The 24,330-nt window shown below is 46.8% G+C and carries 19 protein-coding genes; 17 read left to right on the top strand and 2 right to left on the bottom strand.

Going from position 1 to position 24,330, the window contains the following annotated elements:
- The first annotated feature begins 78 nt into the window (after positions 1–78).
- From PODO_RS28185 to PODO_RS28125, 13 genes are all read left to right on the top strand, one after another.
- Positions 79–891 carry a uroporphyrinogen-III synthase gene (locus PODO_RS28185; protein WP_038573681.1) on the top strand — a complete coding sequence of 271 codons (813 nt, stop codon included), beginning with the start codon at positions 79–81 and terminating at the stop codon, positions 889–891.
- A 205-nt stretch (positions 892–1,096) separates the two neighbouring features.
- On the top strand, positions 1,097–1,735 hold the full coding sequence (locus PODO_RS28180; RefSeq protein ID WP_036681964.1) for a ThuA domain-containing protein: 639 nt from the start codon (positions 1,097–1,099) through the stop codon (positions 1,733–1,735).
- Between the two features lie 98 nt (positions 1,736–1,833).
- Positions 1,834–2,181 carry a phasin family protein gene (locus PODO_RS28175; protein ID WP_036681962.1) on the top strand — a complete coding sequence of 116 codons (348 nt, stop codon included), beginning with the start codon at positions 1,834–1,836 and terminating at the stop codon, positions 2,179–2,181.
- The gene (locus tag PODO_RS28170; RefSeq protein ID WP_038573679.1) at positions 2,182–3,849 is read left to right on the top strand and encodes an ABC1 kinase family protein; all 1,668 of its coding nucleotides are present in this window, start codon (positions 2,182–2,184) and stop codon (positions 3,847–3,849) included. It abuts the gene before it with no gap.
- A gap of 389 nt (positions 3,850–4,238) precedes the next feature.
- Complete coding sequence (locus tag PODO_RS28165; RefSeq protein ID WP_038573677.1) at positions 4,239–6,038, top strand: DEAD/DEAH box helicase; 1,800 nt, start codon at positions 4,239–4,241, stop codon at positions 6,036–6,038.
- A 200-nt stretch (positions 6,039–6,238) separates the two neighbouring features.
- Positions 6,239–7,087 (top strand): M15 family metallopeptidase, encoded by an 849-nt coding sequence (locus PODO_RS28160; RefSeq protein ID WP_038573675.1) that lies wholly within the window; start codon positions 6,239–6,241, stop codon positions 7,085–7,087.
- Positions 7,088–7,228: 141 nt separating this feature from the next.
- Positions 7,229–7,705, top strand: coding sequence for a glutathione peroxidase (locus PODO_RS28155; protein WP_036681956.1), 477 nt, complete (start codon positions 7,229–7,231; stop codon positions 7,703–7,705).
- A gap of 249 nt (positions 7,706–7,954) precedes the next feature.
- Positions 7,955–9,589, top strand: coding sequence for a formate--tetrahydrofolate ligase (locus tag PODO_RS28150; RefSeq protein ID WP_038573673.1), 1,635 nt, complete (start codon positions 7,955–7,957; stop codon positions 9,587–9,589).
- A gap of 334 nt (positions 9,590–9,923) precedes the next feature.
- Entirely contained in the window at positions 9,924–11,288 is a 1,365-nt protein-coding gene (locus tag PODO_RS28145; protein ID WP_038573671.1) for an FAD-dependent oxidoreductase, read from the top strand.
- A 1,535-nt stretch (positions 11,289–12,823) separates the two neighbouring features.
- Positions 12,824–13,651 (top strand): formate/nitrite transporter family protein, encoded by an 828-nt coding sequence (locus PODO_RS28140; RefSeq protein ID WP_036681949.1) that lies wholly within the window; start codon positions 12,824–12,826, stop codon positions 13,649–13,651.
- Positions 13,652–14,111: 460 nt separating this feature from the next.
- The gene (locus PODO_RS28135) at positions 14,112–15,332 is read left to right on the top strand and encodes an MFS transporter (protein WP_036681946.1); all 1,221 of its coding nucleotides are present in this window, start codon (positions 14,112–14,114) and stop codon (positions 15,330–15,332) included.
- A gap of 68 nt (positions 15,333–15,400) precedes the next feature.
- Positions 15,401–15,931, top strand: a complete 531-nt coding sequence (locus PODO_RS28130) for a GNAT family N-acetyltransferase (RefSeq protein ID WP_038573668.1) — start codon at positions 15,401–15,403, stop codon at positions 15,929–15,931.
- The gene (locus PODO_RS28125; RefSeq protein ID WP_080742652.1) at positions 15,912–16,556 is read left to right on the top strand and encodes an MOSC domain-containing protein; all 645 of its coding nucleotides are present in this window, start codon (positions 15,912–15,914) and stop codon (positions 16,554–16,556) included. Before PODO_RS28130 ends, PODO_RS28125 begins: the two co-directional genes overlap by 20 nt.
- Positions 16,557–16,645: 89 nt before the next feature.
- Here PODO_RS28125 and PODO_RS28120 read toward each other — a convergent pair whose 3' ends face one another.
- Positions 16,646–17,194, bottom strand: a complete 549-nt coding sequence (locus PODO_RS28120) for a GNAT family N-acetyltransferase (protein WP_038573663.1) — start codon at positions 17,192–17,194, stop codon at positions 16,646–16,648.
- A gap of 230 nt (positions 17,195–17,424) precedes the next feature.
- Between PODO_RS28120 and PODO_RS28115 the strand changes: the two genes are divergently transcribed.
- A complete protein-coding gene (locus PODO_RS28115) occupies positions 17,425–19,131 on the top strand; it encodes a glutamine--tRNA ligase/YqeY domain fusion protein (RefSeq protein WP_038574952.1) in 1,707 nt (568 codons plus the stop codon).
- Positions 19,132–19,216: 85 nt separating this feature from the next.
- On the opposite strand, the gene PODO_RS28110 is transcribed toward PODO_RS28115, so the two are convergent.
- Entirely contained in the window at positions 19,217–20,452 is a 1,236-nt protein-coding gene (locus tag PODO_RS28110) for an MFS transporter (protein WP_305953522.1), read from the bottom strand.
- A gap of 361 nt (positions 20,453–20,813) precedes the next feature.
- Here PODO_RS28110 and PODO_RS28105 point away from each other — a divergent pair, with 361 nt between their 5' ends.
- The 3 genes from PODO_RS28105 to PODO_RS28095 are packed head-to-tail and all read left to right on the top strand — an operon-like array spanning position 20,814 to position 24,326.
- On the top strand, positions 20,814–22,670 hold the full coding sequence (locus PODO_RS28105) for an ABC transporter ATP-binding protein (RefSeq protein WP_038573659.1): 1,857 nt from the start codon (positions 20,814–20,816) through the stop codon (positions 22,668–22,670).
- Complete coding sequence (locus PODO_RS28100) at positions 22,600–23,277, top strand: response regulator transcription factor (protein WP_036681932.1); 678 nt, start codon at positions 22,600–22,602, stop codon at positions 23,275–23,277. The genes PODO_RS28105 and PODO_RS28100 overlap by 71 nt, the downstream gene beginning before the upstream one ends.
- A complete protein-coding gene (locus tag PODO_RS28095) occupies positions 23,274–24,326 on the top strand; it encodes a HAMP domain-containing sensor histidine kinase (RefSeq protein WP_038573657.1) in 1,053 nt (350 codons plus the stop codon). Before PODO_RS28100 ends, PODO_RS28095 begins: the two co-directional genes overlap by 4 nt.
- Positions 24,327–24,330 lie beyond the last annotated feature (4 nt).

The following is a 24,330-nucleotide window of genomic DNA, read 5'->3' as shown; positions in this document are numbered from 1 at the left end:
CCTTTTCAACTCCTTTGCAAGTATACTGATAAACAATAATGTTGGGTTAGGCAATGGAGAGAGGAGAGATAATAGGAAATGGCAGAGCAATTAAAAGGGTTCACTGTCGCCTTGGCGGGTCCACGCAAATCGGAAGAAATGGCCAAGCTGGTTCAGAATATGGGGGGGACGGCAGTATGCCGACCTGCTCAAGGGACTGTATTTCTTGATGATGAGGCATTGCAGGAAGGTTTGAATGCATGGATCAATCAGCCTCCCTACTTGGCGATCCTGACTACAGGGATGGGACTTGATGCTCTCTTCGATATGGCTGAGCGAATGGGGATCGAAGAACGTTTCTTAGAAGTACTTTCTGGTTCTATTATTGCCGCACGGGGTTATAAGACAGTGAATGCTTTGAAAAAAAGAGGACTTACGCCGGAGATTCGTGACGACGACGGAAGTACAATCGGATTGATTCGTGGGCTTCAATCCCTGAATTTGCAGGGGAAAGAAGTCGTTCTTCAGCTGCACGGAGATCCAGCTCCTCATATGCTTGCATGGCTGCAGGAGGCTGGGGCTACTACCCGCCAAGTGCTGCCGTATCGCCATACCCCACCTGAGCCGGGCGAACTGGAAAGATTGCTTCTAGAAATCATATCAGGCAAAATTGATGCCGTGGCTTTTACGAGTGCACCACAGTTTCGTTTTCTCTGTCAATTTGCCCGGGAACAGGGAAAGCTGGAAGAAATGCTGAAGTCTTTCGAGGATAAAGTGCTTGCTGTTTCTGTAGGACGGATTACCTCTGAGGCGCTTAAAGAAGAGGGCGTACAGCGTATCATTATGCCTGAGCATGAACGGATGGGAAGCATGATTGTAGAGCTAGGCAAATATGTGGCGGCGAATCGCTAAGTCACAAGTTGCGTCAGCTTTACACGAATGACGTTATCGCACAGAAGCATTCCCGCCTGTTATCATGGCCGGGGATGCTTTTTTACCCGGAAAAATAAGCCCAAAGAGCAATATACCTGCCATCTGCATGGACATTCGCGGCAGTTTTCCTTAGAATATAGGCAACATGTGACGAATAATAACAACGAATAAGGAGGAGGATCCCATGGACAAGAGAAAATGTCTATTACTTGGTGATTACACCCATCCCCGGTTTCATCCACTTCAAGGAGTGGACCAACAAATTAGCGAGATCTTAAATGATTTATTAACCGTGCAATGTTCAGAAAATAAAAAATTAATGCGCATTGAGCATTTAGCAAGTTATGACCTATGTATCGCTTACAATGAATTGTGGAACGAAACAGTCTCCCCTCAACAAACGGCTGGTTTGCTCAGCTATGTAAGTGGAGGAGGAGGACTCATTGTTCTTCATACGGGAGCTTCGTTGACGAAACGTAACGAGCTTGCTCAGCTAATAGGGGGTCGTTTTAACGGACACACGGCTTACGAACCGATGAACTTCAAGGTGCTGGAGCATGACATCACCGAAGGTGTGGAAGATTTCCAATTGGATGAGGAGCCATATCATTTTGAATTTGACCCGTTCACAGAGCGGACTATTCTGCTTCAATATGAATCGGAGGGTCAATGGATTCCAGCTGCATGGTGCCATAGCTACGGTTTAGGACGAGTAGTATTCCTAATGCCTGGTCATCATGAACCCTCCTTCCGTCATCCGGCACTACGTAAACTAATTCTACAGGCGGCTACTTGGGCTGCCCGTATTCCGGTCACTAACTAAGGAATGTTGTGTTTTTTTTGAAATACGTACACAGTGGGGTATACTTTAATCATAAACTCCGTTATGTAATGAAACGGAATCTTTGGGAGGAAAGTGCCATGAGTGATTTGTTTAAAAAAGCGATCTCTTTAGGAGTGGGCCTCACCATTGTCAGTAAGGAAAAAGTAGAGAAGGTTGTTGAAGAACTAGTGAAACGCGGGGAGCTTGCTCCTTCGGAATCTAGGGCTCTCGTCGATCGGTTGATTGAACGTGGTGAGGAAGAACGAGGCATGTTCAAGTCTGCTGTACAAGAGCAAGTACAACGCGTGCTGAAGGAAATGAATGTGCCTGTACAAAACGATATTGCCGAGCTGGAAGGGCGAATTGCAGTATTGGAGCGCCGGTTGGCCGAGCTAGAGGGAATTTCCCATCTAGAGGGAACATCGGCGGAAACGCGTTCGGACTAAATGGCAGTACGCATTAGACATGCCGGACGTTACCGGGCAATCGCCATGGCGCTTATGCGCCATGGTTTTGGCTATATGGTGGAAGAGCTGGGGCTCTATCACTTACTATCCCTTCCACGTCGTCTTGTAACGCAGGAAGCACACACAAGCCTTACGCTCGGGGAGCGGATTCGGCTGGTGCTGGAGGATTTGGGTCCAACCTTTATTAAGCTGGGACAACTCGCCAGTACCCGTTCAGATCTGCTGCCTGATTCTATTATTCAGGAATTGGTAAAACTACAGGATAATGTGCCTCCTTTTCCTGTCGACCGCGTGCGCGCGATCATTGAGCAGGAACTGGATCAGCATATGGATGAAATCTTTAACTCTTTTGAGGATACGCCACTTGCTGCGGCATCCATTGGTCAGGTGCATAGGGCTGTACTTCACAGTGGACAAGTCGTAGCTGTTAAAGTTCAACGTCCTGGTATTCTGCGAACGATGAGCAGGGATTTGGAAATTCTCAAAGATTTAAGCACGCTTGCTGAAAAGCGGCTCAGCTGGGCGAGGCAATATCAGCTGTGCCGTATGGTAGAGGAGTTCTCTAAATCGCTGCTTGGCGAGCTGGATTATAGCCAAGAGGGACGTAATGCAGAGAAAATCGATCAGCAGATGGATTATGAGGGAGTGTACATCCCGGATATCTATTGGGACTATACGTCAGCACGAGTGCTGACGATGGAATATGTGGTAGGGACAACGCTGAGTCGTCGCGATGAGCTGCTGAGTAACGGCGTTAAGCTTAAAGCCATCGCACAGCAAATTGTGGAGATGATGCTTAGACAAATCTTCATTCATGGTTTTTTCCATGCTGATCCTCATCCGGGCAATGTTATACGGATGGGTGATGGAAAGCTGGCTTTGATTGATTTTGGCATGATGGGTCGGCTGAATGAGGAGATGAAGGAGCAGCTATCTGCACTTATTATCGCTCTAATGCGCAAAAATACGGATGCAATGGTCCGGGCAATTTTGCGTCTTGGAGTCATTCCTGAGGATGCTGATCGAAGTGCGCTGCATGATGATATGGATCGGCTGCGGGATGAATATTATGATGTTCCATTTAGCAAAATGAGTATTGGCAAAGCCCTGAATGATCTGTTCGGGATAGCGCGAAAACACCGTCTAGTGCTGCCGCCGGATTTGACGATGTTAGGGAAGACAATGCTCACGCTGGAGGGAGTCATCAGCAACTTAGATCCAACCATCAGTATTTTGGAGATGGCGGAACCCTTTGGGCGGGAACTTGTGAAGCAGCGCTTTAGCGGCAGTCGATTGCAGCGTAAGTTCCTCGGAGGCGTAGCCGACTTAACAGAGAGTCTGCTGGAGCTTCCTGGGCAGGCTAAGCAGTTATCCGCGCTGATCAGTAAGGGCAAGATAAAGGTGGAGATTGTGGCACCTGAGATGCAGAATCTGGAGCGTAAGCTGGACCGGGTAGGTAACCGTTTAGCATTCAGTATTGTGATGCTCGCGTTTAGCATCATCATGACAGGACTCATTATTGGTACTGCGATGCGTGGACAGCCTTCAGTGTTATGGAATTTCCCTACAGTGGAGGTTGGCAGCGTAGTGGCACTTCTGATGTTCTTGTGGCTGATCTATGCGATTTTTAAATCGGGAAGGTTCTAGCTTAAGGGATTTGAATAATTATTCTTCAGCAGTTTCACACAAATGCCTTTCTATCAAGTACAATATAAAAGATAACTTTCTAAGCTTAACTTTACTTCTATTGTATAAAGTGGAATGGAACGCAAATGGAGTGCCGTCTTAACGTCCGGTGGATCGCTGCTGCCCAGAAACCGAACTTTGACCGCACTCTTTTAACGGGTCAAGGGATACATGGGACGGAAGGATGCCGGTGACGGTGTTCTTCCGCTTTTGTTTGAATATAGCTGAATCTGAAGCATATGCCCAGAACAGGACAGCCTATGCAGGCTGCCTCATACAGGGCTTTTGAAGACGGAAGTTAAGAAAGAGATGTAATCAAATTAAACCGAGAAAATAGTGAGGTGGAGAATTTGCCGGGATTTAAAGATTTAGGAGTTTCAGAATTACTGTGTACATTGCTTCAAAGTCAAGGCATTGTTAAACCTACGCCAGTGCAACAGGAAGCCATTCCGCCACTGGTGCAGGGCTTGGATGTAATAGCTAGAGCGAAGACAGGTACAGGGAAGACTTTGGCCTTTTTGCTGCCAATTATGGACAAGATCCATACGGAGCGGGCTTATCCTCAGGCGCTGATTATGGCTCCAACACGTGAGCTGGCTTTGCAAATTACAGAAGAGGCACGCAAGCTGGCGCGTCATACGGATATTAAAATATTGGCGGTTTACGGTGGTCAGGATGTAGAGAAGCAACTGCGCAAGCTGGAAGGCGGCAGACATCTTATCATCGGTACACCGGGCAGACTTTTGGATCATATGCGCCGGGAGACGCTGGATCTTAGCGGCGTAAAAATGCTCGTTCTGGACGAAGCCGATCAAATGCTGCACATGGGCTTCTTGGAGGATGTTGAGACCATCATTACGGCTGTCCCTTATCGTCGTCAGACTATGTTGTTCTCCGCGACAATGCCTGATCCGATTAAACGTCTCGCTGCTAATTACATGAAAGAGCCACTGGATATCATCATTAAGAGTGGTTCTCCGATTCCGCTGGATAATATCAAACAACAAGTAGTGGAATGCTCGGACCGCAATAAAGAAGAAGCGCTCAAATCCCTCATTGAACGGGATCGTCCTTACTTGGCTATTATTTTCTGCCGGACGAAACGGCGGGTATCCAACCTGAACGAAGCGCTGCAAGCAGCCGGTTATGAATGCGACGAGCTGCACGGTGATTTGTCCCAAGGTAAACGTGAAGGCGTGATGAAAAGATTCCGTGATGCGAAGCTGCAGCTGCTTGTAGCGACAGACGTAGCAGCTCGGGGTCTGGATGTTGAAGGTATTACTCACATCTTTAACTATGATATGCCGCTTGATGTGGATAGCTATATTCACCGGATTGGCCGGACTGGCCGTGCTGGTGGCAAAGGGCTTGCGATTACTTTCGTATCTCCACGTGATCAAGAGGGTCTGGATTTGATCGAGCATGGCATCTCGCAGCGGCTGGATCGCCGCCGTTACGAGAAGGACGAATTCGGCGTTGGCGAATTCATCCCTGTGCAAGGAGGCGGACGCCACGGCGGTCGCCAAAGCGGCGGCGCTGAGGCAGCGCGCACGGGCCGCGGGCCGAAGACCGGCGGCTCTGGCCGCGGCGGAGCTCCGCGCGGCGAAGGCGGAGCGCGGCAAGGTGGCCGTGGCCGCGGTAAAGAAGCAGGCGGCTGGGGCGCGCCTGCAGAAGGACGCCGCGGTCGTTCCGATGCGGCGGCGGGCAAGCGTGGCGGCAGCGGCTATGACGCTGCTGCTCCTAAGGGCGGCGGCAAGGCTGCCGGCGTAGTGCGAGTAGGCGGCGGCTATGGCGCCTTCGCCTCCCGAGGCGAAGCGTCTGCCAGCGGCAACGCGGCAACGCCTAGCGCCGGTTCGCGCGGTGCGAACCGGAAGGGCGGACCAAGCACTGGCTACAGTGAGAACGTAGCTAGAGGTGCGGACGGCGGTGCCTACACTGGAGGCACTCCACGTGGCGGCTTAGGCAGCGGCTATGGTTCAGGCCCGTCTAGAGGCGGCAAAGGTGGTAAAGGCAGCAAAGGTGGATACGGCGGTGCCAAGGGTGGCGCTGCTGGCAAAGGCGGCCGCAACAGCGGTGGTGGATCTTCACGCGGTGGCCGTAGCAATGGATCCGGTGGCTTTAAAAGCGGCGGTCGCGGCACTTCCAGATAAAGTTAGTAGAGTTTTATAGATGAAACTTGTTACCATAGGGTAGTTAGCGCTGAAGCTAATGACCTATGGTAACCTTTATTTTATAGCGTGGAACATATTGATTTTTATTTTTAAATTAGGTTCTTAGTGAAACATTTATGAAGGAAAGCCTGTCTAATAGATAAATAGAATGTTCGGCTTCGAGGAGGAAGAACTTACAGATGTCAAAAAAATTTAAAATTATAATCTTGTTAATTGTCGTTATTGCTGTCGGTTGGGGAATAGGAAAGTACACGTCTCCTTCTGCTTCGGAGAGTAACGGTTCTAATATAAATGTGGGGGATAATCTTCAAGGTGAGCCTGGGAATACGGGGGAAAGTGATGGAGGGGGGATTACAGACCCGGCAGTAGCTGATCCATCTGAACCCTCTAATCCGCCTGAATCAGGCGGTGATAATGCGGGTAGTGTTCCAGATCCTATTTCTGCAGAGCCTGATAGTATTACAGTGATGGTAAATAAGCAGTACGGCTTGCCTGATAATTATAAACCAACGGATCTTGTCTATCCTGATGTCCGTTTTACATTCAAAGAGAAAATCGAAAAGCGTATGATGCGAAGTGAAGCTGCCAAAGCCTTGGAGAAGATGTTCGCAGGTGCAGAGGAAGACGGAATTTATTTAGCAGGCGTTTCTGCATACCGGTCACAGGCAACCCAGACGACTTTGTATAACCGTTATGTGGAGAGAGATGGGGAAGAAAAAGCCCGTACTTACAGTGCAGTCCCCGGCTACAGCGAGCATCAGACCGGGCTGGCTATTGATGTCTCGGGAAGTGATGGAAAATGTGCCGCCGAGAGCTGTTTTGGTGGGACGAAGGAAGCCGAGTGGTTGGCCAAGCATGTAGGGGAATATGGTTTTATCATCAGATATCCTGAAGGTAAGCAAGACATTACCGGATATAAGTACGAGCCTTGGCATATCCGTTATGTAGGCAAGGACATTGCAACTTATATCAATGAGAAGGATATTACGTTGGAAGAATATTATGACGCAATTCCGGTATCGAAATAACACAGACGCAGAGAGCAGTCCTATGAAATGGGTAGGGCTGCTTTTTCTATGGCAATACAAAGAGTTCAGAAGTTGCATTCCCTTACAGTTCGGGTAAGATACGTAGTGTAGTCCAAGTACAAGGAAGGAAGGGGAATAAAGATGTCGATCTACAATTTTGCCGGCGTTACACCTTCGGGTAAAGAAGTGCCGTTTGCGGAGTATGAAGGTAAGGTGCTGCTGATTGCTAATACGGCTAGTAAGTGCGGACTTACACCACAGTATGGAGACCTTCAGAAGCTATACGAACAGTATAGCGATCAAGGACTTGTAGTATTAGGATTCCCCTGCAACCAGTTTGCGGGTCAGGAGCCAGGTACGAGTGAAGAGGCTGAGGAATTCTGTCAGATTAATTATGGAGTTACCTTTCCGGTCTTCGCCAAAGTTGATGTTAATGGACCGGATGCCAGCCCGCTTTTCAATTATTTGAAGGAGCAGCAGCCTGGTGCTGGAGACAGCAGCGACATTAGCTGGAATTTCACGAAATTTCTTATTGATCGCAGCGGCAATGTAGTGGCTCGTGTGGAGCCCAAAGAATCGCCGGAAACGATGAAACAACATATTGAGTCACTCCTGTAGACCCTTTATGGGGTTAGTTGCAGAGTGATCTTCCAAGTATCCCTTCGACTCGGTTTCGACCGATGCTCGCGGGGATTTTCTTTTTTTAAAAGGATTAATGGAGATTGCCTTGAATTTTTATTGTGATAAATTATACTTGACGCTTTAAAAAGACCATGTATCCTTTGAAGAGAATATAGCAACTGTGCGAACATGCATAAAAAAGTGGAGTACAGCAGGATAATAACGGCAGGAGGGTTTTATACAAGCATGAAGTTAATTACAGAGGTAGCAGCACAAGCAGGGATCGACGAGCAGCATCTGGAACTATACGGCAAATATAAAAGCAAACTCTCGCCATCCTTATGGGAGGAAATGAAAAACAAGCCAGATGGCAAGCTGGTTCTGGTCACTGCGGTGAATCCCACCCCTGCTGGCGAGGGTAAGACCTTAACAACCATCGGGTTGGCGCAGGCAATGAATGCAGCAGGTGTGAAGACTGTGGCTGCTTTACGTGAGCCGTCGCTCGGGCCTTGCTTAGGGATGAAGGGCGGCGCAACAGGCGGCGGGAAGTCGCAGATTGTTCCGGCTGATGAGATTAATTTGCACTTTACCGGTGATATTCATGCGGTAACTTCTGCACATAATTTATTGTCCGCAATGATTGATAATCATATCTTCCAAGGCAATGAGCTGGGACTGGATCCGCAGCGTATCGTTTGGAAACGTGTCATGGATATGAATGACCGCAGCCTGCGCAGTATTGTGACTGGGCTCGGAGACGGAAACGGAGCCGTACGGGAAAGTGGCTTTCAGATTACAACGGCTTCTGAGATTATGGCTGTGTTATGCCTATGCGATAGCCTCATTGATCTCAAGAAGCGTTTGAACCGTATTCTAATTGGTTATGACCAAGAGGGACAACCGGTGACAGCCGAGCGAATCGGGGCCGTTGAAGCGATGACAGCGCTGCTTAAGGAAGCAGTTAAGCCAAACTTGGTACAGACTCTGGAAGGTACGCCTGTTATTGTGCACGGGGGTCCGTTTGCGAATATCGCTCATGGCTGCAGCAGTGTTATTGGCACTCGTTATGCCCTTAAGCTAGGGGATGTTGTGGTCACCGAAGCAGGCTTCGGAGCGGATCTTGGTGCAGAGAAATTCATGGATATCAAATGCCAACAGGCCGAGTTAACCCCTTCTGCTGCTGTTCTTGTCGTAACTGTTAAGTCCTTGAAATATAACGGTGGTGTGCCTAAAGGTGAGCTTCTAACCGAGAATCGGACGGCGCTGCGCGCGGGATTGGTGAATTTAGAACGCCATGTAGAGAATCTCGGTAAATTTGGAGTCCCTGTTTTAGTTGCCATTAATCATTTTGAAGGGGACAGTGAGGGCGAGATTAACGATGTACTGGAGGCCTGCCGCAATTTAAACGTGCCGGCTGCAATCTCAAAAGTATGGGCGGAAGGTAGTGCAGGTGGACAGGAGCTGGCTTCTGAGCTGAACAAGCTCTTGAATAATAGTGGCACGAGCCACTTTGCTCCTTTGTATGAGAAAGATCTCGACATTTCATCCAAAATCAACAAAATTGTCCGTGAGATTTACCGCGGGGCAGAAGTGAACTTTTCTCCGGCGGCTAAGCGTAGTCTGGCGGTTATTGAGCGGCTTGGGCTAAATGATCTTCAAGTATGTTTGGCGAAGACGCCTTATTCCTTCTCCGACCAGCCTAGACTCCTCGGAGCACCGGAAGGTTTTACGATTGGTGTCCGAGATATTACTCTTTCGCTTGGTGCAGGCTTTGCGGTAGTTATTACAGGCAATATCGTTACGATGCCAGGTCTGCCAGCTAAGCCAGCTGCTGAGGGACTATGGATGGACGAGGACGGAGAGATTCACGGTCTGGTGTAAAAGTGTTTAATAAAGGGCTTCTCCTTGTTGTATTAGAGGGGAAGCCTTTTTTATGCTTCCTTTGGATTCCTGCAAATGCAGATCATAATGTACCTCTCACGTGGCAAAGCTAATGAGGTCGTCGCATTCGGCAGCAGTGGCGGAAAAAACTTAAAATTGTGAACAATTTGAGGATATAGGCGGAAAAGACTTGTAATGTGATAAATATCACAATATAATCAATTTATAAAGTGAAATAAATCACAACTAACCCATTGTTGATCAGATTCCATCATTGATCGGTCATGCAAGTCAAATATATAACCCGATTGTCCATTTGAAGGAGGAAGAAATAATGAAAGTAGCTGTCATTGGATGTACCCATGCCGGAACCGCCGCAATTGTGAATACTGCTCAGCTTTACCCAGATGCCGAGATTACTGTATATGAGCGTAATGATAATATTTCCTTCTTATCCTGTGGAATTGCCTTGTATGTAGGTGGAGTGGTTAAAGACCCAGAGGGGCTATTCTATTCTTCACCAGAAAAGCTTGCAGAGCTTGGCGTAAAGACCAATATGCGTCATGAAGTAACTGCAGTGGATACGAAGTCCAAAACATTGCGTGTACGCAATCTGGAGACAGGCCACGAGTTCGCTGACACCTACGATAAGCTGATTATGACTACAGGTTCATGGCCGATTGTGCCGAAGCTTGAAGGATTTGAACTCGAGGGGATTTTACTTTCCAAGAACTATGATCATTCCAACACTATTATAGAAAAAGCTAAACAAGCGAATAAAATCACCGTCGTCGGCGCTGGATATATCGGCGTTGAACTGGTGGAAGCTTTTCAAATGAATGGGAAGCAAGTTACGCTAATTGATGGTGAAGATCGCATTCTGAGTAAATATCTGGATCAAGAATTTACTGCACCGATCGAACAATCTTTTCAGGATCATGGGATTAAATTGGCACTGAATGAGAAGGTCAGCTCTTTTGCGGGCAAAGATGGTAAGGTAACAAAGGTTATTACAAGCAAAGGAGAGCATGAAACAGATCTGGTCATTCTCTGCATTGGTTTCCGTCCTAATACTGAACTCTTAAAAGGTCAAGTCGATATGCTGCCTAATGGTGCCATTGTGGTCAATAACTATATGCAGACTAGCTGCCCAGATGTATATGCCGCGGGCGACAGCTGTGCGATTCACTACAACCCTACAGGCAAACACGCCTATATCCCACTGGCAACCAATGCTGTGCGGATGGGAACCTTAGTTGCACGCAACTTGGTAACAGAGACCATTCCTTATATGGGTACACAAGGGACTTCGGGCATTAAGATTTATGAAGATAATATCGCTGCAACAGGGCTTACTGAAGAAGGAGCTAAGGCTGAAGGAATGGACGTGGAAACCGCCATGATTATTGATAATTACCGTCCAGAATTTATGCCAACCTTTGAGCAGGTTCAGTTAAAAGTAGTGTTTGATCGCGCCACACGCCGTATTCTCGGGGCACAAATTATGTCCAAGATGGATCTGACGCAATCGATCAACACAGTGTCTGTATGCATTCAAAATCATATGACAATCGACCAACTAGCCTTTATCGATTTCTTCTTCCAACCGCATTACAACAAACCTTGGAACTTCCTGAATACAGTGGGTCTTCAAGCACTGCCGACAACAGTACCAAGCAAAGAGGCTGTAACGGTTTAAAAAGGAACGTTGTTCCTGAGTGATTTATTGAGGAAAAAGACAACCTTATAAAGCTAGAGAAGCAGCGATCCTCCTGTAACGGGAGGATCGCTGCTTTTTTTGTTAGGTGCAGAATGATTAGCTGCATAGGTAGGTACAATCCAATGGCTTCGGCGATGGTAGCGAGCCAAATGTGCTCGAAAGTTACAGTTAAGGTCATTTGAGTCCGATGTCCGATAGCAAGCCAAATGTGCTCAAAAGTTACGTATAAGGTCATCTGAGTCCGATCGTGCTGAATCACCGCCCTCCTTAGAAGTTTTCGGACTCAGAAGCCGCTATATAGCAAATAATCGCTGTTTGAGTATGATTTCGGACTCCAATGCAGCTATTGCATAAAATGAGGTACAACTAGTGTGTTTTTGGTGGCAATAGCGACTATGGGGTCCGATGGCAAGTCAAATGTGCTCGAAAGTTACGAATAAGGTCATCTGAGTCCGATCGTGCTGAGTCAACGCCCACCGCAGAAGCTATCGGACCCAGAAGCCGCTATTTGGTAATTAATCGCCTATTAAGCGTGATTTCGGACTCCAATGCAGCTATTACATAGAATGAGGTACAGCTAGTGTGTTTTTGGTGGCAATAGCGACTATGGGGTTCGATAGCGAGCCAAATGTGCTCAAATGCTACCAATAGGGTCATCTGAGTCCGATGTCCGATAGTAAGCCAAATGTGTTCAGAAGCTACGGTTAGGGTCATCTGAGTCCGATCGTGCTGAGTCAACGCCCACCGCAGAAGCTTTCGGACTCAGAAGCCGCTATTTAGCAATTAATCGCCTTTTGAGTGTGATTTCGGACTCCAATGCAGCTATTACATAGAATGAGGTGCAACTATTGTGTTTTTGGTGGCAATAGCGACTATGGGGTCCGATAGCGAGCCAAATGTGCTCGAAAGTTAAGATTAGGGGCATCTGAGTCCGATCGTGCTGAGTCATCATCCCTCCGCAGAAGCTTTCGGACTCAGAAGGCGCTATATAGCAATTAATCGCCTTTTGAGCGTGATTTCGGACTCCAGTGCAGCTATTACATAGAACGAGGTACAACTAGTGTGTTTTTCGTGCTAATAGCGACGATGGGGTCCGATAGCAAGCCAAATGTGCTCGAAAGTTAAGATTAGGGGCATCTGGGTCCGATGTCCGGGTGTGGGCCAAATATGCTCAAAAGCTACGATTAGAGTCATCCGAGTCCGATAGAATGCCGATAGTGAGGTATGACTACAGTGAGGTATAGCTACAGTGAGATATAGCTGCATATAAGGACAACTGTGTCCGATAGCTGCTGCGTACGCTCAAATGTAATCCAACGAAACAAGATATGCTGGCTTAGTCGGTCATACATAAACTTCTATTTGTGCACAGGTCGCAGTAAATTTGACATGTCAGTGAAAACTTTCACTTAGTTTTCTCAAAGTGATAATTATCACGTTAATGTGTTTTACGACACGCTACAATGTTCATAAAGGAACAAATTTGAAGTAAATAGATGAAGGAGATAGGAACCATGGCTTATAGCAAACCGCAGCAAATTGCCGAAGTAACTGTAGAGAACGGCATAAAAAAAGCTCATAATCCGCTAAGTACCGTACTTATTCTGGGCTTTTTGGGAGGAGCGTTTATTGCGCTCGGGTTTTTATTGGATATTCGCGTCATTGCTGGCGCACCACAGGAATGGGGTTCCATTGCTAACTTTATCGGGGCAGCAGTCTTCCCCGTTGGGCTGATCATGGTACTCCTTGCGGGTGGAGAACTGCTGACAGGGAATATGATGGCCGTGCCGCTCGCTTTTATGGCTAAGAAGATTTCTTTTTGGGAAGTTGTGAAGAATCTTTTGCTCATTACGATTAGTAATCTGGCAGGGGCATTATTTGTAGCTTATTTCTTCGGTCATGTGGTGGGTTTAACTTCAGAGGGTGTGTATTTAGAGAAATTGGTGGATATGGCTGGTCATAAAATCGATGCAGAATTCTTTCCGGCATTTGTTTCGGGTATCGGCTGTAACTGGCTCGTTGCGCTGGCAGTGTGGCTCTCCTATGGAGCAGATAACTTCAGCGGCAAAATCCTTGGTATTTGGTTCCCAACGATGGCCTTTGTTGCGATCGGATTCCAGCACGTTGTAGCTAACATGTTCCTAATTCCAGCAGCTATTTTTGAAGGTTACTATTCATGGGGGCAATACTTCACTAACTTTGTTCCCGTCTGGCTCGGCAATCTAACGGGTGGAGCAATATTTGTCGCAGCTGCCTATTGGATGGCATACTTGCGTAAAGCACCTACGGCTATTCAATCCGTAGATAGCATGTCCGGCAGCAGTGTCAAAAAACACGCTTAAGCTCGTCTTATAGAGCACTCCATAGAACATTCAAGGTCTGCCTTATTGGTGGCGTTAATGTTTTAGGGGTGCTTTTTGTTATGTAGACACAAAAAAATCCGCCGTGATATATCCGCGCTCGGGGGAACGAAATCGGATCACGGCGAATTTTGAAGGGGGAGTGTTTCTAGGCTCTATTACCCCGTCTTTCTAAAAGCGAATCAGTTTCTTCTTGTTTAGTTTGCTTTACGGACGACAGCCACGGCTTTAAAATAAGAATAGATATTAGAGCTAGGAAGGGCTGCGGACGTGAACCCCAAGGGAGACGGGATAATTCATGCGATATGTGCGTTTTATTCTCTAGATTTCATGCGTACTTTATCGCGATAAAACGTCAATGTGTATGCTTGCTCATAACCCTGTTTTGGGATAATACTGGATGAATTAATGACACATATATAACAGGGGATGTACACTACTTATGAAGTTTTTACAGGCATATCCAAAAGAAGTGAAAATATTTCTAATTGCCAGCCTAATTAATGCAACAGGTAGTGCGCTGATGTGGCCGCTCGTTACGATGTATGTATTTGATGAGCTTGGACGCAGCATGTCAGATGCTGGACTGGTGATTCTTATTCAATCGGTTGGTGGGATCGTGGGTCAACTACTCGGGGGCTCACTCTATCATAAGGTAGGCGTTAACCGGCTGATTGTCGGAGCGCTCGCCATGAATGCTTTGGCACTGTTCACCTTGCCGGCAGCTAGTAACAACTGGACGTTATTTATGGTTGCAATGGGACTGGTAGGATTATTTAATTCCTTATCATTACCTGCCATTCAGGCATTTATCGGCTTTCGTTTCACGAAGCAGCGTGGTGAGCTGTTTAATGTTATTTATGTCGCCAATAATATTGGTGTAGCACTGGGTACGGCATTAAGTGGTTTTTTGGCCGATATTTCCTATATGCTAAGCTTTGTAATGAATGGTGTAACTTCGGCGGTATTTGCGGGTTTCTTTTTTATATATCTGAAGAAAATCGGTGGAGAACCTGCGCATGAGGTAATGGGGCATCAGAAGAATGAACCAGAGAAACAATCCACGTGGAAGCTAATGGGGCATACTCGTATTTATCTTTATATGGGGATCGGTTCTTTGTTCCTGCTTCTCGGTAACTCTATCTGGAATACAGGGGTATCTCCGTTCATTATTTCAGAGGGCTGGCCTAAGAAAACTTATGGTTTTCTCTGGACACTGAACGGTATTTTGATTTTTGCAGCTCAGCCATTGGTAACAATGATTAAGCGCTGGTTCGCGTCTACCTCAACGGCGCAAATGACTGCAAGTGCCCTGTTTTATTTGGGTGGCTATGCGTTTCTTTTGTGGATGCCTAATTATCCTGGCTTAGTGCTCGGAATGGTGCTTGCTACACTGGGAGAAATGCTGATTTCTCCAGCGATGCCATCCTTTATCTCGGATCATGCGGGGCGCAGCGCACCATTTTATTTGGGACTAAGCGGAGGGATTGGTGCAGTCGGGAGAGTCATTGGCCCTTACTTCATGGGCAGACTGTATGATAGCGGTGGTTTGGCACCAACAGCCTGGCTGGCCTGTGCGATGGCGCTGCTGTCTGTAGGATTTTTCGTCATCCATTCTTTAGTCAATCGTAAAGGCCATTCGTTAGAGCGGTCCGTAAGATAACTATACACAGTGGATTCCAACATCTGCTGTGAATTCTATAGAGGTGCAAGGCAAGGGGTGTACATCTTATGAAACAAATCAACAAGGCAAGGTTAACTATTAGACCATCAGAGATTAAAGACGTGCGAGAACTGATTGATCTGGACCATCTGATTTGGACAGAGGACACTAGCCCGGGACCTATGTTGTGGCGCTCACAAGAGGATTTCTTGCTGAATGCTCCTCCGGGCTCTCAGCTCGTAGCGCTGCAAGATGACAAGCTATGCGGATATGTCGGGTTTGGCTGCCCTAGTAGAATGGAGAGCAACCGGCATGTGTGCGAGGTTAATATTGCTGTTCATCCGAACTATCAACGTTTAGGCATCGGCCGGCAGCTCATGGAAGCCATTAAGGAACATGCTGCGGCGCATGCTATTCGTAAGCTTCGCCTGCGTGTATTATCCTGTAATGAATCAGCGATTTCTTTTTACCGGAAATGCGGTTTTGTGGAAGAGGGACGTCTGCGGGAGGAGTTTTATCTTGGCGGCCGTTATGTGGATGAGATATTTATGAGCTGTATGCTGACAGGAGGAAATGGATATGGAGATCGTCTCGCTTAATGTCGGTCGGCCGGTGACGGTGGATTATCGGGGAAAACCTTTGGAGACCGGAATTTATAAAACGCCTGTAGAAGGATCGGTTCGGCTGCATACCAATGGATTTGTTGGAGATGGTCAGGCAGATCTTAAACATCATGGAGGTCCTGACAAGGCGGTGTGCGCCTATCCCATTGAGCACTATCCTTATTGGGAACAGCAGCTGGGAAAGAAACTGGAGTACTCGGCTTTCGGAGAAAATATCACCACAACGGGTCTGCTGGAGACAGAGGTGTGTATTGGCGATGTATATGAAATAGGCACCACTTTGCTTCAGGTTAGCCAGCCAAGATATCCTTGCTTCAAAATCTCACAAAAGCATGGACCCGCAGATCTTCCGGCTCAAGTTCTGGATACAAGGTATAGCGGATTTTACTTGCGTGTACTTCGTGAAGGAATGATTTCAACCGGCGATGCAATTGTCAAAAAAGAAAACGGAGACAGCAATGCTTCCGTGGCGCATGTACTGCATTTAATGCAGGTTGGGCTGCAAGAGGAAGCTGCTCTGGCAGAGCTTGTGGAGCTGGAAGCCCTCTCAGCCGTAGTACGGAACAAGTTTCGAAAACAGCTGGGTATGCCAGGGATCTAATCTTGGTCTGCTCAATAAAATAAACCTGGGGGCGTATGCCAGCCAGGTTTATTTCTGCTTGTGTGTTTGTTTAACTTTGCTTACGTAACTTAGCCGAGCAGCTGCCACTCACTACGCAATAAACCATATACGGCGTGATTCACGTAGCCATCGGGCAGCTTTTCTGCCTGTCTGATCACACCTTCGAGCACAAAACCAAGCCGTTCAGGAATTGCCCGGCTAGTTACGTTGGCGGTCGCGCAGCGAATTTCTACCCGCTGCAACTCCATTTCCAGCAGTGCGTAGTCTACTAGAACTCGGCAGGCGCTGGTCATATAACCTTTGCCTTCATAGCCATCACCAAGCCAATAACCAATCCCTACGGAACGGTTATGCCAGTCAATCTGGTGATACCCAATGACACCGGCGAGCTCGCCGCGGACCCAAAGTCCAGCAGTGAAGGCGCCATTGTCGGTGCCTTGTTTTATAGCATTTTTAATGAAATTAAGGGTGTGATCCTGTTCCGTAACGGCATCAACCCAAGGAAGCCATTGCCTAAGTCGTTCCCGCGAGCGCTCCACTAACGCGAATATGTGCCTAGCATGCTCAGGCATGAGTGGCTTTAAGATATGCTCTTCGTCGATGACATAATTAAACAAGCAGTTGCCTCCTTTTCGGCACAAGGCCTTATGTATGATTATGGATTTTTTCTTATGATTATCATGCTACTCTATCGCCCGCAGAGAAGTCAAAAGGTCTAAAGATGCTAAAAATTGATCCAGGCCATGTGCCCCCTTTTATTGAACAATCTACAGTTAACGGGTATATTAGTAGGAAACATGTTTATACAAGAAGTAGTGTAACACTACAGAACGAAAGGTTGATAGCTGTGGAGAACCGTACTACCCCCTCCAATTTTATTAAAAATGTTATTACCGAAGACCTCCGTACGGGTAAAGTAAAAGAAGTTGTCACACGCTTTCCGCCGGAGCCGAACGGTTACTTACATATCGGACATGCCAAGGCGATTTGGATTAACTTTACACTGGCGGACGAGTTCGGTGGCAAGACTAACCTAAGATTTGACGACACGAATCCTGCCAAAGAAGATACGGAATATGTGAACTCCATTCAGGAAGATGTAAAGTGGCTGGGTTATGAATGGGAAGAGCTGCGTTTTGCATCGGATTATTTTGAGGAAATGTACAAACGTGCCGAATTATTAATTACTAAAGGTAAAGCTTATGTAGATGACCTCAGCGCGGATGAAATTCGCCAATTGCGGGGAACGCTGACAGAGCCAGGACAGAACAGTCCACATCGTGAGCGCAGCATCGAAGAGAATTTGGATCTGTTCCGCCGTATGCGGGCAGGGGAATTCAAAGATGGTGAGAAGGTTCTTCGTGCCAAGATCGATATGGCATCACCAAATATTAATCTGCGTGATCCTGTCATCTATCGGATTACTCATGCGCATCACCATAATACAGGGGATAAATGGTGCATCTATCCGATGTATACGTTCGCTCATCCACTTGAGGACGCTATTGAAGGAGTAACTCACTCCCTTTGTTCGCTTGAGTTTGAAGATCAACGCCCATTTTATGATTGGGTCGTAGCGGAATGTGAGATGCCTTCAGTTCCGCATCAATATGAATTCGGCCGTCTGAATCTCGCTCAAACCATGACTAGTAAACGTAAGCTGAAGCTGCTGGTAGACGAAAAACATGTGGATGGCTGGGACGATCCGCGGATGCCAACGATCTCCGGCCTGCGCCGCAGAGGATATACGCCGGAAGCGATTCGTAAATTCGTGTACGAAGCAGGGATCTCCAAGAGTCAGGGTCTAGTGGACCTGCAAATGCTGGAGCACTTTATCCGGGAAGACCTTAAGTTAACTGTGCCTCGCACCATGGCTATACTTCGTCCGCTTAAGGTTGTTATCACCAATTATCCGGAAGGCCAAACAGAATGGCTTGAAGCGGAGAATAATACAGAGAATGAAGAAATGGGTGTACGCCAAATTCCGTTCTCTCGTGAGATTTATGTTGAGCGCGACGACTTTATGGAGAATCCGCCCAATAAATATTTCCGCTTGTTCCCCGGCAATGAAGTACGCCTGAAGCATGCTTATTTCATCAAATGTAATGAAGTCATTAAAGATGAGAATGGCGAGGTTGTTGAACTGCATTGTACGTATGATCCGGAAACAAAGAGTGGCAGTGGATTTACAGGCCGTAAGGTAAAAGGTACTCTGCACTGGGTAGAAGCTAGTCAAGCTGTGCCTGCAGAATTCCGTTTATACGAGCCACTGATTTCTGCTGAAGAAGTAGATGAAGCTGCAGAAGTTGAAGGTCTGGATTCCACGGTAGAGAAAGCGGAGCCTAGCTTCTTGGATCAGCTTAATCCTAAATCCATTGAAATCTTACAAGGTTTTGTGGAACCCGCGCTTAAGGACAGTGTGGCTCAGGATAAATTCCAGTTCTTCCGTCATGGCTATTTTAATGTAGATAGCAAATATTCGGCGCCTGGGCATCTCGTATTCAATCTTATCGTTTCACTGAAGAGTTCATTTCAGCCTCCAAAACAAGGCTAACACTTGATTCGTTCAGGTTCTTTATAATAAAACAGGCTCAAACGTCCCGTTTAGGTACGTTTGAGCCTGTTTTTTATATTTTCGCTTATAATATTTCGATGTGAGAGAGTTCTTCCTCATCCTCTGTAGGGGGCCGGTAGCCTCCACGGTTTACAAAGAGCCACATGAAAGTAAAGCCTAGCGTTCCAAACAGTGTCAAGAAGACACCCGCTTGATACATGCTCTGTGCCCCTAGATTTTGATACATCCACCCTCCGAGAACTCCTCCAACAATACCGGCTATACCGCTCCAAGTCAGTGTGTAGAGCGCTTGTCCTGAAGCACGGTAAGGTCTTGGAATAAGAAGCATGGTCAGTTGAGTGCCTACATAGAAGAAACCACCAAATGTTATGCAGTGTAAAATTTGAATGAGCACTACTTGGAGGGCTGTAGTCGCGTCCGCCATGAACCACCATCGTAGTACGAATAAAGCGCTAACCAGTGCAAGCCAGCCGAGCAGAACAGATATTTTACGTTTAAGGAATCGGTCGCAGAGAACAAATACACCCACTTCCAAAATAGAGGAGAGGAATACTGCGAGACCAATCATTCCCTTGGAGCCGCCTAGGTCCGTAATATACAAAGACATGAATGTAGTGTTCATGGTGTTCGGTATGGAAACTAGGATACCAAACAATATGAAACACAAGAAAAAGGGATTATAAATTAGTTTGCTGAAGCCTCTATACGGCATAGGAGCCATGCCAATGGTATGGTTAAGTTTCGGTAATGCAAGAATGGATAACATTGATGCACATAGTAAGCCTGCAAACAGATAGGACAAGATAGATACACCAGCCCAATCTAGGACCAATCCGGCGGCAATTGCAATTAGTGCCCACCCCAATGAACCCCAAAGCCGAAAAGAACGGAAGCGATAGTTAGTTCCGTCAATATAGCTGAGAATCATCGTATTGCTCTGAGCAAATAACGGTCCTTGGAAGAAATAGAACAAAAGAATGGAGATGTAGATCATCTCATATGTATTTGCCCGAAACATAAGCTGGGATAACACTAATGTTCCGATTAACATAAGCAAAACGATTCGCCGGATATTCTGGTATCGGTCAGTCCAGATCGCCCAGAATGGATTTGCAAAGATGGATACTAGCGCACCCATAGAGAATACGGCACCGATCTCTAATTTGTTCATCCCTACATCCAGCAGGTATAGTTGAAAGAAGCTGGAGAAGAGGACCATGGTTCCGTATACAAAAAAATTGAACCATTTTAAAGACGTGAAAGAAGATGGATAGTTAACGCCTTTCCGCAAATGCGTCACTCCTTTCCCACTAGATGTCTTGCATGGATATACTGACCAATATTAGGCCCTTCTATCACTGTAACACGTGTTGAAAAGGGATACAAACTTCCTTTTTTACTTTTTTACATTTTTTTAACGTTTATTTAAATTTGATCCGCTAAGTGACAAAAAACGCATATAACAAGTTTGCAGGTGGCAGAAATGTTAAGAGATCGCTCCTCCTTACTAGGAATATGCCTGAGGATTACCCTATCTACGTCGTACAAAAGCGGATCAACGGGTTTAACTTCAGTTTACAATTCAGGGCTAGGATGGGGTTAAGCGAAACAGAGATGATACACTCTTCTCGCAGAGTCACCAAGAAAAGGGGAGTTTTTGCATGAGAAAATCCGAAGCTAAGGGGAAAACGGCGCTGAAGCCATTCCTCACATTATTAAAAGAGACCAAGCCTTCATACGGCTTATTGGCAATAGCCATTGCACTAAGCATGATCTCGACATTGGTTAGTCTGGTGATCCCAATGTTCACCAAAAATCTGGTGGATGGCTTTTCTTTGGCCTCCGTCAGCAAGCTGCAAATTGCGGGTATAGCGGGTGCTTTTATCGCGCAGACGATCGCCGGGGGAATTTCCATCTATCTGCTGAATTACGTGGGCCAGAAGATGGTTGCAGGTCTACGTGACCGGTTATGGCGTAAATTTTTAGTATTGCCAGTAGCTTATTACAATGATAATCGAACAGGAGAAAGCGTCAGCCGGATGACGAATGATACAGGGATCATCAAAACGCTGATTTCTGAACATCTGGCCAGCTTATTTACCGGAGTGATCTCCATTGTGGGCTCCATTGCTGTGCTGTTATTTTTAAATTGGAAAATGACGCTTGTTCTATTCACCGTTCTTCCACTATCTGCGTTGATTCTGGTGCCGCTTGGACGGCAGATGTACAAAATCTCCAAAGGTATGCAGGACGAAACAGCCTCTTTTACCGCGACACTTAGTGGTGTATTGTCAGAAATCCGTCTGGTGAAATCCTCGGGTGCAGAGAAAAAAGAGTACGAAGCAGGCAAAACCGGAATTATGAACCTGCTCTCCTTTGGTATTCGTGAAGGCAAAATCAGCGCTATGATCAGTCCACTTGTCTCTTTTGTTTTTATGATGTTACTTGTGGTCATTATCGGTTATGGCGGAATGCAGGTATCTTCCGGGGCTTTGACAGCTGGAGAGCTGGTAGCCTTTATCCTGTATCTTATTCAGATTATTATGCCGCTTACTCAATTGACCACGTTCTTTACACAGATTCAGAAGGCTAAAGGGGCATCAGAGCGCATTATTGAAACCCTGGCAGCAGAAGAGGAGGTATATGAGGGCCAGGAAGAGGCGAACGGTGCAGAAGGTCCTATCTCGGTAGAAGATCTAAGCTTTGGATATAAAAATGGTGAGAATGTGCTAACCGATGTAAGCTTTCGGATGCTTCCGGGTCAGGTGACGGCTATTGTTGGACCGAGCGGGGGCGGCAAGACTACATTATTTTCACTGCTCGAACGATTCTATGAGCCTCAGAAAGGTATGGTTAAGTTAGGTGATAAACCAGTGTCAACCTTCTCTTTACGCTCATGGCGGAAACTGATCGGGTATGTCTCACAGGAAAGCCCATTATTGGCAGGTACGATTGCTGAGAATTTAACCTATGGATTGGATCGCGACGTTAGCATGGAGGAGATGCGTGCAGCAGCAGCAATGGCTTATGCAGATGGCTTTATCGATGAGCTTCCTGAAGGATATAATACGGATGTTGGTGAGAGAGGTGTGAAGCTCTCAGGTGGACAGCGGCAACGGATTGCTATTGCTAGAGCGCTGCTGCGGAATCCAAAGATTCTTATGCTTGATGAGGCTACCTCCAGTCTGGATAGCCAATCAGAGTCCGTAGTACAGAAAGCACTGTCCAATTTGATGAAGGGCCGGACTACGATTGTAATTGCGCACCGTTTGGCTACTGTTGTAAATGCTGAGCAGATTATTTTTATGGAAAAGGGCCAGATTACCGGGATGGGAAGACATGAAGAACTGCTGGAAAACCATGAGCTGTATCGTGAATTTGCCACCCAGCAGCTGCAGATGAATAACCTTGAGATTCAAGACAATAAAGAGGAGGCTCCAGTGATACATGACAAAAATACTAGTAGCGGACGACGATCCGCACATCCGCGAATTGGTAGAAGTATTTCTGAGAGCTGAGGGGATGGATGACATCTATGGAGCTTCTGATGGACTGGAGGCTCTTCAGATTCTGGAGAGCCATAACATAGACTTAGCCATTATTGATGTGATGATGCCCAATTTGGATGGCTGGGAGCTGTGCCGGAAGATGCGCCAAACTTATGATTTTCCGATATTGATGCTGACGGCTAAGGGTGAGACCTCCCAAATTGTGAAGGGCTTTGAACTGGGAAGTGATGACTATCTCGTCAAACCCTTTGAGCCAGTGGTGCTTATTGCGCGAGTAAAGGCGCTGCTCAAACGTTACCAAATCTCTGCTGCACAAAGTGTGGGGATCGGCCGGCTGCGAATGAATCGTAAAACCTACGAGGTATCCTCAGAGTATGGAGAAGTCACCTTGCCGCTTAAGGAATTTGAGCTGTTGTTTAAGCTGGGCAGCTATCCGGGGCAGACATTGACTAGAGACAGGCTGATCGAAGAGATATGGGGTTATGATTTTGAAGGGAATGAGCGGACGCTCGATGTGCATATCAACCGTTTACGCGAACGGTTCGCTCCAGATAAATACGGGTTTGTTATTCGTACCATCCGCGGATTAGGCTATCGGCTGGAGGCAGAGGCATGAACCGGTTTAAGGAGCTTCTTAAGCGGATTGGGATGACTTTTATTTACTTCGGTGGCGTTGGGATTAGCTGGAGTGCAGCTTATTTCTTAATGAACTGGATATATGGCAGGGTTGGACGCCCCTCTTCGGAGTATTTGACCCAGTTAATCGGCGTGATGGTCGGAATTGTGATTTTGTTCATGATGGCATTGGTAACCTCCAAGTTATTCCGGGGCTGGGAACGTGTTTTTTATAAATCAATTATCGAAGGTTTAGGGCGTATTGCTAAGGGTGATTTCAATGTGGTACTCGATAATACTAAGGACTATGGTGATTTTGGTGAGATTGTAGAGAGCATCAACGTAATGGCCAGCGAACTGAGTCAGATGGAGACCATGCGTCAAGACTTTATCTCTAATGTATCGCATGAAATTCAATCTCCGCTAACCTCTATCCGCGGCTTTGCTCTTGCGCTGCAGGATGAAACTTTGAGTGTGAAGAGCAGGAGGCACTACCTTAATATTATCGTGGCTGAGAGTACCCGTGTATCTGGGCTCAGTGATAATTTATTGAAGCTGTCCGCGCTTGAATCGGGCAATTTTCCGTTTGAAAATCAGATTTACCGCCTGGATAAGCAGCTTAGAGATACGATTCTGGCTTCTGAACCACAGTGGTTGGAGAAAAATATAGAGGTAGAGGCTGAACTGGAAGAAGTGAATGTATCTGCTGTAAAAGATTTAATGAGCCAGGTCTGGACCAATCTACTGCATAACAGCATCAAGTTTACTCCGCAGAACGGTTACATCCATATTAGCCTTCGCATGGTGGATGAGCAGGTAGAGGTGGAGATTCAAGATAGCGGGATTGGCATCTCGGAGGAAGATCTGCCTCGGATCTTCGAGCGTTTCTATAAGGCAGATAAAGCTAGAACCGCAAGTGGTGGCGGTAGTGGACTGGGTCTGTCACTGGTTAAAAAAATCGTTGAGCTGCATGAAGGTAAGGTAACTGTACATAGTCGTCCGGGGGAAGGAACCGCCTTTAAGGTGAGCTTGCGAGTACGAATGAAATAAATTT

This window comes from Paenibacillus odorifer (assembly GCF_000758725.1).
Lineage (GTDB): Bacteria > Bacillota > Bacilli > Paenibacillales > Paenibacillaceae > Paenibacillus_AQ > Paenibacillus_AQ odorifer.
This window is presented reverse-complemented; position numbering and strand designations above follow the sequence as displayed.